Origin of the sequence: Promicromonospora sp. NPDC023987 (assembly GCF_040639055.1) — a bacterium.
GTDB lineage: Bacteria > Actinomycetota > Actinomycetes > Actinomycetales > Cellulomonadaceae > Promicromonospora.
On record NZ_JBEZZF010000118.1, the window covers coordinates 1 to 9039 of the forward strand.

Annotated in this window: 10 protein-coding genes; 5 read left to right on the forward strand and 5 right to left on the reverse strand. The window is 69.7% G+C overall.

Features of this window, described 5'->3' with window-relative positions:
• Window positions 1-126: 126 nt before the first annotated feature.
• From AB0F40_RS26675 to AB0F40_RS26690, 4 genes are all read right to left on the reverse strand, one after another.
• The gene (locus AB0F40_RS26675; protein WP_357475179.1) at window positions 127-1257 is read right to left on the reverse strand and encodes a branched-chain amino acid aminotransferase; all 1131 of its coding nucleotides are present in this window, start codon (window positions 1255-1257) and stop codon (window positions 127-129) included.
• A 158-nt stretch (window positions 1258-1415) separates the two neighbouring features.
• Complete coding sequence (locus AB0F40_RS26680; protein WP_357475181.1) at window positions 1416-2489, reverse strand: 3-isopropylmalate dehydrogenase; 1074 nt, start codon at window positions 2487-2489, stop codon at window positions 1416-1418.
• 106 nt (window positions 2490-2595) lie between these two features.
• Window positions 2596-3126: a pyridoxamine 5'-phosphate oxidase family protein gene (locus AB0F40_RS26685; protein ID WP_357475183.1), complete on the reverse strand. Its 531-nt coding sequence runs from the start codon at window positions 3124-3126 to the stop codon at window positions 2596-2598.
• 44 nt (window positions 3127-3170) lie between these two features.
• The gene (locus AB0F40_RS26690) at window positions 3171-3569 is read right to left on the reverse strand and encodes a VOC family protein (protein ID WP_357475185.1); all 399 of its coding nucleotides are present in this window, start codon (window positions 3567-3569) and stop codon (window positions 3171-3173) included.
• Between the two features lie 81 nt (window positions 3570-3650).
• Between AB0F40_RS26690 and AB0F40_RS26695 the strand changes: the two genes are divergently transcribed.
• On the forward strand, window positions 3651-4157 hold the full coding sequence (locus AB0F40_RS26695) for a pyridoxamine 5'-phosphate oxidase family protein (protein ID WP_357475187.1): 507 nt from the start codon (window positions 3651-3653) through the stop codon (window positions 4155-4157).
• A gap of 82 nt (window positions 4158-4239) precedes the next feature.
• Window positions 4240-4959 (forward strand): methyltransferase domain-containing protein, encoded by a 720-nt coding sequence (locus AB0F40_RS26700; protein WP_357475189.1) that lies wholly within the window; start codon window positions 4240-4242, stop codon window positions 4957-4959.
• 23 nt (window positions 4960-4982) lie between these two features.
• On the opposite strand, the gene AB0F40_RS26705 is transcribed toward AB0F40_RS26700, so the two are convergent.
• Window positions 4983-5612: an ASCH domain-containing protein gene (locus AB0F40_RS26705; RefSeq protein ID WP_357475191.1), complete on the reverse strand. Its 630-nt coding sequence runs from the start codon at window positions 5610-5612 to the stop codon at window positions 4983-4985.
• A 184-nt stretch (window positions 5613-5796) separates the two neighbouring features.
• Between AB0F40_RS26705 and AB0F40_RS26710 the strand changes: the two genes are divergently transcribed.
• From AB0F40_RS26710 to AB0F40_RS26720, 3 genes are all read left to right on the forward strand, one after another.
• On the forward strand, window positions 5797-7053 hold the full coding sequence (locus AB0F40_RS26710; RefSeq protein ID WP_357475194.1) for a glycine betaine/L-proline ABC transporter ATP-binding protein: 1257 nt from the start codon (window positions 5797-5799) through the stop codon (window positions 7051-7053).
• Window positions 7046-7963 carry an ABC transporter permease subunit gene (locus tag AB0F40_RS26715; protein WP_357475196.1) on the forward strand — a complete coding sequence of 306 codons (918 nt, stop codon included), beginning with the start codon at window positions 7046-7048 and terminating at the stop codon, window positions 7961-7963. Before AB0F40_RS26710 ends, AB0F40_RS26715 begins: the two co-directional genes overlap by 8 nt.
• A gap of 64 nt (window positions 7964-8027) precedes the next feature.
• Entirely contained in the window at window positions 8028-8936 is a 909-nt protein-coding gene (locus AB0F40_RS26720; protein ID WP_357475198.1) for a glycine betaine ABC transporter substrate-binding protein, read from the forward strand.
• Window positions 8937-9039 lie beyond the last annotated feature (103 nt).

Genomic DNA, 9039 nt, shown 5'->3' on the forward strand with positions numbered 1-9039 from the left:
GGTTCGGCGTGCGACCAGCGATCCGGTGGATCGCGGCGGGGATGGTGCTGCACGTCGTGGTCGCGGTGGCGCCGACAAGCTCGACCAGCGACAGCAGACCAGCGGCAGCAGGCGGCCGACCGGCACTCAGGCCAGGCGGCGCATCCAGCCGTGCCGGTCCTCGGCGCGGCCGTACTGGATGTCGGTGAGCTCCTGGCGGATCGCCATCGTCAGCTCGCCCGGCTCACCACCGTTGATCTCGTGGTCGAACGTCGCCCCGGCGAGGCGCCCCACCGGCGTCACGACGGCGGCGGTACCGCACGCGAAGAACTCCTTGACCTTCCCGGACTCCAGGCCGGACGCGACCTCGGCGAGCGGGATCCGCCGCTCCACCACGTCGTACCCGCGGTCCGCGGCGAGCCGCAGCACCGAGGTGCGCGTGATGCCCTCGAGGATCGAGCCGAGCTCCGGCGTGTGCAGGGTCCCGTCGTCCATCACGAGGAAGACGTTCATGCCGCCGAGCTCTTCGAGGTAGGTGCTGGTGGCCGCGTCGAGGAAGCACACCTGGTCAAAGCCCTCCTTCTGCGCCTGGAGCTGCGGCAGGAGGCTCGCGGCGTAGTTGCCGCCGAACTTCGCGTCGCCGGTACCTCCGGGCGGCCCTGCCCGGTGGTAATCCTCCGACACGTAGATGGACACCGGGCGCACGCCGCCCGCGAAGTACGGGCCGACCGGGGAGGCGATCACCAGGTACTCGACCTCGACCGCGGGACGCACACCGAGGAACGCCTCCGACGCGAACATGAAGGGCCGCAGGTAGAGGGAGGAGTCCTCGCCGTCGGGCACCCAGGTGACGTCCGTACGGACCAGGGCCGCCAGCGACCCGATGAAGTCGTCCACGCTGAGCGCGGGCAGCGCGAGGCGATGCGCCGAGCGGGCGAACCGTGCGGCGTTCTGGTCAGGACGGAACGTCCAGACCGAGCCGTCCGCGTGCTTGTAGGCCTTGAGGCCCTCGAAGATCTCCTGCGCGTAGTGCAGCACTGCCGTCGCGGGGTCGAGCTGCAGCGGGCCGTACTTCTCGATCCGCCGGTCTTTCCAGCCGTCGGCGCTGGTCCAGGAGACCCGCGCCATGTGGTCCGTGAACACCGTCCCGAACTTCGGAGCACGGAGCGCCTCGGCGCGCTCTGCGTCCGGCGTCGGCACGTCGGTGGGCCGCACGTCGAAGAGCGCCACCAGGTCTTCGAGCCGGGCCGGGAGGATGGGATCCGTCGTTGTTGTCATGTCGATGCCTTTCACCGGAATGCTGCTGTCAGTCTTCCACGCCCGGCAAGGCAGGTGGGGCATTCCGTGCCGGGTGCCTGCCCGGACGGCCTTCGACGTACGACGGCGGCGCCCGGGTTCGGTCTGCGTGACCCGGGCGCCGCCGTCGTACAGCGGGCTTACTCGGTCACGCGGGCCGCAATATCGCGGCCTACCTGCTCGGTCGTGCGTACGGCGCTGCCGCCGTGGGCCGTCGGTCGATCGGCGAGGTCCGCCTCGACGGCGCCCTGGACCCGCGCGGACTCGGCCGCGAAGCCGAGGTGGTCCAGCAGGAGAGCGACCGAGAGGATGGTCGCCGTCGGGTCGGCCTTGCCCTGGCCCGCGATGTCTGGGGCCGAGCCGTGCACCGGCTCGAACATCGACGGCGCGGTCCGGTCCGGGTTGATGTTGGCCGACGCAGCCAGCCCGATGCCGCCGCTGATCGCGGCGGCCTGGTCGGTGAGGATGTCGCCGAAGAGGTTGTCCGTCACGATCACGTCGAACCGGCTGGGGTCGGTCGTCAGATAGATGGTCGCTGCGTCCACGTGCGCGTAGTCGGTGGTGACGTCGGGGAACTCGGCGTTCACGGCCTCGACCGTGCGACGCCACAGGTGGCCGGCGTGCACCAGCACGTTGTGCTTGTGCACGAGCGTGAGGTGCTTGCGCTTGCGGGCGTTCGCCCGGGCGAACGCGTCCCGGACCACGCGCTCGACGCCGAACGCGGTGTTGACGCTCACCTCGGTGGCGATCTCGTGCGGCGTGCCGACACGCAGCGCGCCGCCGTTGCCGACGTACGGGCCCTCGGTGCCCTCACGCACCACGACGAAGTCGATCTCGCCGGGGTTCGCCAGCGGGCTGGAGACGCCCTGGAAGAGCTTGGTCGGGCGGAGGTTCACGTAGTGGTCGAGCGCGAAGCGCAGCTTGAGCAGCAGCCCCCGCTCCAGCACGCCGCTCGGGACCGAAGGGTCACCGATGGCGCCCAGCAGGATCGCGTCGTGCGCCTTGATCTTCTCGAGGTCCTCGTCGGTGAGGGTCTCGCCCGTCGCGTGCCACCGGCGCGCGCCCAGGTCGAACTCGGTGGTGGAGAGCTTGGTGCCCGACGGCGCCAGCGCCGCCTCGAGCACCGCGAGGCCCTGTTCCACGACCTCGGTACCGATGCCGTCACCTGCGACCACTGCGAGGTCGATACCCTCTGTCCTGCCCACCTGTGCCATGTCCGGAGCCTACGCGCGCGACCAGTCGAATGAGACGCGGGTCTCACGGGATGGACGTATAGAACGGCTCTATCGGAAGGTTCGATCGGACGGTTCGATCGACCCCTCAGTCGAACGACCAGGACGTCGCCCCGCCCGGATCGTGCACGAGCAACGCGGTGGCCCTGGTCGGCGTCACGCGGTACACGTGCCACGGGGCCGGGCCGGCCGACGGCGCGCTGTACGGGGCCGTGAGCGCGGTGCCGGAGTCGTCGGGCTCGCACGGCCAGCCGCCGTCCTGGAGCACCGTGGCCACTCTCGCGACGGCGGCTGGGTCGGTGACCAGCTCCGCACGGCCGTCCACGACCGTGTCGTAGTCACCGGTCGCCACCGCGATGGAGCAGCGCGGGTCCCGCTCCAGGTTCCGTCCCTTGCGCACGGAGCGGCCGGAGACCACCCAGTAGGCACCGTCGAACCAGATCGCCCCGATCCCCGTGACGTGCGGGCTGCCATCGGCGTCGAGCGTGGTGAGCCAGTGCGAGTGCCGGTCGGGCCCGCCGGTTCCCGGTGCCTGCGTGAGCCCGTCCAGGCTCGCAGCGACCGGTGCCCAGTCGAGCGGGGCGAGGTCATAGAGCTGTGCGAGATTCTTGGTCCTCATACAGGATCGACGACGACGGCCCGGCGAACTCATCGCCGCGGCGCCTACTGCTCCCTGGCCGACAGCACGCAGAACTCGTTGCCGTCCGGATCCGTCAGGACGGTCCAGGTCGCGTCGTCCGGCTGCCCGACGTCGATCACGGTCGCCCCCAGCTCGACGAGCCGGGCGATCTCGGCGTCCCGGTCGTCGCTCGTGTGCGGCGCGAAGTCCCAGTGCAGCCGGTTCTTGCCGATCTTCTTGTGCTCCACCGGGACGAACACCATGCCGGGCGGCACCTGGTGAAAGTCCAGGTTCTCCGAGAGCTCGGCCGCCCACGGCGGCACCAGCACGGACTCCGAGTCCTGCTCGAACCTGACCTCCCAGCCCAGGGCCTCGGCCCACCAGCGGGCCAGCCTCTTGTGGTCGGTGGACTCCACCACCGTCGAGTACCAGCGCAGCGTCATCGCCATCACCTCTACGTCGTAGGCCGGCGGCCCATGCCCGGGCCGCTGTACACACCGTACGAGGAGACACTGACAGGCCCGATGACTTCGCCGCCCGCCATCCGTCCACCCGGTATGGAACCTCGGGACATCGCACGGCGCGTCATCGACGACAACCACTTCATGGTCCTCGGCACCGCTCAACCGGACGGCACGCCCCGCGTCTCGCCGGTCTTCTACAGCCAGGCCGGATATCGCGACTTCTACTGGATCTCGTCGCCCCGCGCGCAGCACTCACGCAACGTGGCCGCGCAGCCCCGCGTCGAGCTGGTCATCTTCAACTCACAGGTGGATCCCGGGCCGGACATCGCCGCCGTCTACGTCGACGCCACGGCGGCCCAGGTGCCCGACGCGGAGCTCGCCCCAGCCGTCGCCGCGGCCTTCTCGTCCGTCCGGAAGGGCGTGCGGGCCTACGGCGTCGAAGAGCTCAGCGGCGCGGCCGAGCTCCGGTTGTACCGGGCAGCCGCCCAGAGCGTCGAGATCCACGTGCGCGGGAGCGACCCGGAGCGTGGGACGGGAATCGACCGGCGCCTGCTCGTGGCGATGTGACCGCCCGGATAGCTGACCGCCCGGAACAGCGCTCGCCGAAAAGCCTTGGCCCACGATCGCCGTCCGCCCGCACAATCACCGGATGACCGCCACCGATGAAGACCTCCGCCCGTACTTCGACGCCGCCGCCGGCGGGCTGACGTTCAACTCGCCCCTGAGCGAGGCGCGGGCCGCCGCGCTGCTCGACCGGATCCGGCCGCCGGCCACGAGCTCCCGTGTTCTCGACCTGGGCTGCGGCAGCGGCGAGCTGCTGCTCCGCCTCTGCGCCCACCACGGCATCGGCGGCGACGGCGTCGACAACCACGTGGCCGACGCCGGCAGCGCGCGCCGTCGGGCCGCCGAGCTCGGACTCACCGACCGGGTGGCGTTCCACACGACCGACGCGACGACCTGGGACCGCCCGGCGGACATCGTGCTGAACGTCGGCGCGAGCCACATCTGGGGGGACGCCCCGGCGCCCGCCCTGGCCGCCCTGCACCGGCTCACCGCGCCGTCGGGCACGCTCCTGTTCGGCGACGGCGTCTACGAGTCCGAGCCGGACGCGACGGTGCGCGAGGCCTTCGGCGACCTCCCCGACCTGGCCGGCCTGGCCCGTACGGCGACCGACGCCGGATTCCGCGTGCTGCACGCGGCCACGTCGACGCAAGGTGAGTGGGACGACTTCGAGTCGGACTGGCGGGCGGGCGTCGAACGGCTGGCCACACCCGGCGCTCGCGCGTTCGCCGACCGCCGCCGCGAGGAGTACCTGGGCGGCTACCGCGGCGTGGTCGGCTTCGCCTGGCTGGTCCTCACGCCCGCGTGAGCCGGGCGGTGCCCCCCGGCCGGTCAGCGCTTCGGGTAGAGGAGCTCGAACCGCTCGCACACCACCGGCATGTCCGGCGCGAACTCCCGGCCCTCCTGCAGGTTGCGACGGAAGTACGCCTCGTGGCCCGCGCGCCACGACTCGAGCGTGCGGTCGTCCTCACCCTCCGCAGCCGCGAAGTCCTCGTCGACCTCCTCGAAGGTGGTGGTCTCGACGCTCGTGGTGCGGATCAGGGCCCGCGGGTGGCTCGCGCTGTCCAGGAGGATCGACAGCTCGCCGACGACCGGCAGCGGGGCGCCCTCGTCGTCGTAGTCCCACAGGGCCGACGACGTCGCCGTCTTGTCGCCCGTCAGCACGGCGTCGAGCAGCCGCTCGGCGAGCTCTGGCTCGTCCCCGAACGACCAGGCCTGCGGGGGCACCGTCTCGCCGACGGTCGGGCCCACCACGATGCTCGCGCTCGCCATGCCCGCGTACTGGCGCGTGGCCGCCCAGAAGTCGAGGACCTCCGCGGCGACCTTCGCTTCCTCCTCCGACACGGCCTCGGGCTGGAACGTCGCGGGGTCGAACGTCGCAGGGTCGAAGGGCTCGGCCGGGGACTCTTCGTCGGTCGGCTCGTTGTCGTCCGCTGCCTGCGGGTTCACGTCTTGGGTCACGGGGACATCCTGCCCTACCTGCCGACACCGGACGAGACGCGGACAGCATTACAAACGCTGAACGATCCGATAACGAACGCTTACCGAGTTTGCATGTGCATGACTGGACATGGTCTGGTGAACGACGGTCCACGTCGCACAAACGTGCCTTCCCAACATTTTCCTGCCAAGGCAAGGAGGCTCTGTGCCAGCCATCGAGGCACATCATCTGTACAAGGTGTTCGGCCGTAAGGCTAACGAGGGCGTCAAACGCCTCGAGGCCGGCGCCGACACCGACGAGCTGAAGAGAGCGGGGCTGACGCCGGCGGTCATCGACGCGTCGTTCACCGTGGAAGAAGGTGAGATCTTCGTCGTCATGGGCCTGTCCGGGTCCGGCAAGTCGACGCTGATCCGCATGATCAACGGGCTCCACCCGCCGACCGCCGGCCACGTCGAGCTCCACGGCGAGAACATCACCGCAGCGACCGGCAAAGATCTGCGCCGGCTGCGCCGCGAGCGCATCAGCATGGTGTTCCAGCACTTCGCGCTGTTCCCCCACCGCTCGGTCATCGACAACGCCGCCTACGGCCTCGAGACCCAGGGCGTCGCCAAGGAGGAACGCCGCAGGCGTGCCCACGAGGCCCTGGAGCTGTGCGGTCTGACCGGCTGGGACGACCACCTGCCCAGCGAGCTGTCCGGTGGCATGCAGCAGCGTGTCGGCCTGGCCCGCGCGCTCGCCGCCGACACCGACATCCTGCTGATGGACGAGGCGTTCAGCGCCCTCGACCCGCTGATCCGGCGCGACATGCAGGACCAGCTGATCGAGCTGCAGCAGAAGCTCGGCAAGACGATCCTGTTCATCACCCATGACCTCAACGAGGCCATGCGCATCGGTGACCGCATCGCGATGATGCGCAACGGCCGGATCGTCCAGGTCGGCACGGCCGAGGAGATCCTCACCGACCCGGCCAACGACTACGTCGCCCAGTTCGTCGCCGACGTCGACCGCACCCGCGTACTGACGGCGTCGTCCGTCATGGAGCCGCCGGTCGCCGTCCTCGGCGCTGAGCAGGGGCCGCGCGCCGCGCACAAGCTGATGCGTGAGCACCAGGTCTCGGCCCTGTTCGTCACCGCGCGCGACCGCACGCTGAAGGGTTACGTCAGCGAGAACGAGGTGAGCATGCGCCTCGAGCAGAAGAACCTCGACGGCCTCCTGAAGCCCGTGCCGGACTTCGCGAGCGTCACCCCCGACACCTCGCTCGCCGACCTGTTCGGCCCGGCGGCCGAGACCCCCGCCATCGCGGTGGTCGACGACGCCGGCCGGCTCAGCGGCGTCATCCCGCGCGTCACGCTGCTCTCGGCCCTCTCCACCCAGACCGACGCCGAGATGGAGGCCGCGGTCATGGGCACGAGCGCCTCGGTGTCCGACACCGATGAGACGAAGGAGGCTGTCCGTGGCTGAGGGCGCCGTTCCCCTGACGATCGTGCCACCGCTGCCGATCGGCGAGCTCTTCGAGACGGGGTTCGACTGGTTCAAGGACACCTTCGACGCCTTCTTCGACGGCGTCGGTGACTTCCTCGACACCACGATCGACGGGTTCGCGGGCCTGCTCCAGGGCCCGGAGCCGCTGGTGCTGGCAGTCGTCCTCGCGCTGCTCGCCTGGCTCGTGCGCGACTGGAAGCTCGCGGCCGGGTCGCTGGTCGGCATGGTCGTCATCATCGGCATGGGCATGTGGGAGCCGGCCATGGAGACGCTCGCCCTCGTCGTGATAGCGACGCTGTTCGCGCTGCTGGTCGGCGTGCCGCTGGGCATCTGGGCGGCGCGCTCGGCCGTCGTCAGCCGTGTCCTGCGGCCCGTCATGGACTTCATGCAGACGATGCCCGGATTCGTCTGGCTCGTGCCGGTGGTGATCCTGTTCAGCATCGGTGTCGCCGGTGCCATGATCGCGACGGTGATCTTCGCGCTCCCGCCTGCCGTCCGGCTCACCGAGCTCGGCATCCGCCAGGTCGACAGCGAAGTGGTCGAGGCCGGGCAGGCGTTCGGCGCCGGACCCCGGCAGATCCTCAAGGACATCCAGCTGCCGCTGGCCATGCCGACCGTGATGGCCGGCGTCAACCAGGTGATCATGCTGGCCCTGTCGATGGCCGTGATCGCGGGCCTGGTCGGCGGTGGCGGCCTCGGGAACGAGGTGGTCAGCGCCATCTCGACCCTCGACCTCGCGCTCGGTTTCGACGCGGGCATCTCCGTGGTGATCCTGGCGATCTTCCTGGACCGGCTCACCGGTTCGATCGGCTCGCGTCGGCCAGGGCAGGGCCGGCTCCGCGAGCTGCGGCGCCGGTTCACGCGCACCCCGGCCACGAGCCCCGCCTGACCTGCTTCGCAGACAACCAGTACCCATACATCACGAACACTGCATACGAAACGGAAGGACACCGATGATCGGCACTACCGGCAAGCGGATCGGAGCTGCTACCGCGGCTCTCACCCTGACCCTCGGCATGACGGCATGCGCCTCTGAAGACGGGGCGAGCGGTGGCAGCGAGAGCGAGACCGACAAGACGATCACGATGGGCATCATTCCCTCGTGGACGGACGGCCTGAGCACCGCCTACCTGTGGAAGAACATCCTCGAGAAGGATGGCTACACGGTCGAGATCGAGGAGATCAACGACGCCGCGCCGCTGTACACCGGTCTCGCCGAGGGCGACATCGACGTGTACCCCTCCGCGTGGCCCGAGGTCACGCACGCTTCCTACATGGAGGAGTACGGCGACGACATCGAGGACCTCGGCGCGTACTACGACAACGCCAAGCTGACCGTGGCGGTCCCGGAGTACTCGGACCTCGAGTCGATCGAGGACCTGGTCGGCAAGTCGGCGGACTACGACGGCAAGATCGTCGGCATCGAGGCGGGCGCAGGCCTCACCAAGGCCGTCCAGGACAGCGTCATCCCGGAGTACGGCCTGGACGAGGACGGCTGGGAGCTCCAGACCTCCTCGACGCCGGCCATGCTGAACGCCCTTGAGGAGGCCGTCAAGGCCGAGGAGGACATCGTCGTCACGCTGTGGCGTCCCTTCTGGGCGAACAACGAGTTCCCCGTCCGCGACCTCAAGGACCCCAAGGGCGCCCTCGGCGAGGCCGAGGGTCTCCACGAGCTCGCGACGAAGGGCTTCAGCGAGGAGTTCCCCGAGGTCGCCGAGATGATGGGGAACGCGAAGCTGGACGACGAGCAGTACGGCACCCTGGAGGACCAGGTCGTCAACAAGCACGAGGGCGACCCGGCCGCCGGTGTCGAGGCCTGGATCGCGGAGAACCAGGACTGGGTCGACGGCCTGAAGGGCTGATCCAACCGATGGTCGGCAGATGTGGTCGGTATTTCGTCAGGTGATCGGCACCCCGGCAATCGCAAAAACAGAAAGAAAAAACAACACACAATCAACCCAAACC

Coding starts and splice junctions, on each gene's coding strand:
- AB0F40_RS26675 (WP_357475179.1), bottom strand. CDS start 1,257: ATGACAACAACGACGGATCCCATCCTCCCGGCCCGGCTCGAAGACCTG.
- AB0F40_RS26680 (WP_357475181.1), bottom strand. CDS start 2,489: ATGGCACAGGTGGGCAGGACAGAGGGTATCGACCTCGCAGTGGTCGCA.
- AB0F40_RS26685 (WP_357475183.1), bottom strand. CDS start 3,126: ATGAGGACCAAGAATCTCGCACAGCTCTATGACCTCGCCCCGCTCGAC.
- AB0F40_RS26690 (WP_357475185.1), bottom strand. CDS start 3,569: ATGACGCTGCGCTGGTACTCGACGGTGGTGGAGTCCACCGACCACAAG.
- AB0F40_RS26695 (WP_357475187.1), top strand. CDS start 3,651: ATGACTTCGCCGCCCGCCATCCGTCCACCCGGTATGGAACCTCGGGAC.
- AB0F40_RS26700 (WP_357475189.1), top strand. CDS start 4,240: ATGACCGCCACCGATGAAGACCTCCGCCCGTACTTCGACGCCGCCGCC.
- AB0F40_RS26720 (WP_357475198.1), top strand. CDS start 8,028: ATGATCGGCACTACCGGCAAGCGGATCGGAGCTGCTACCGCGGCTCTC.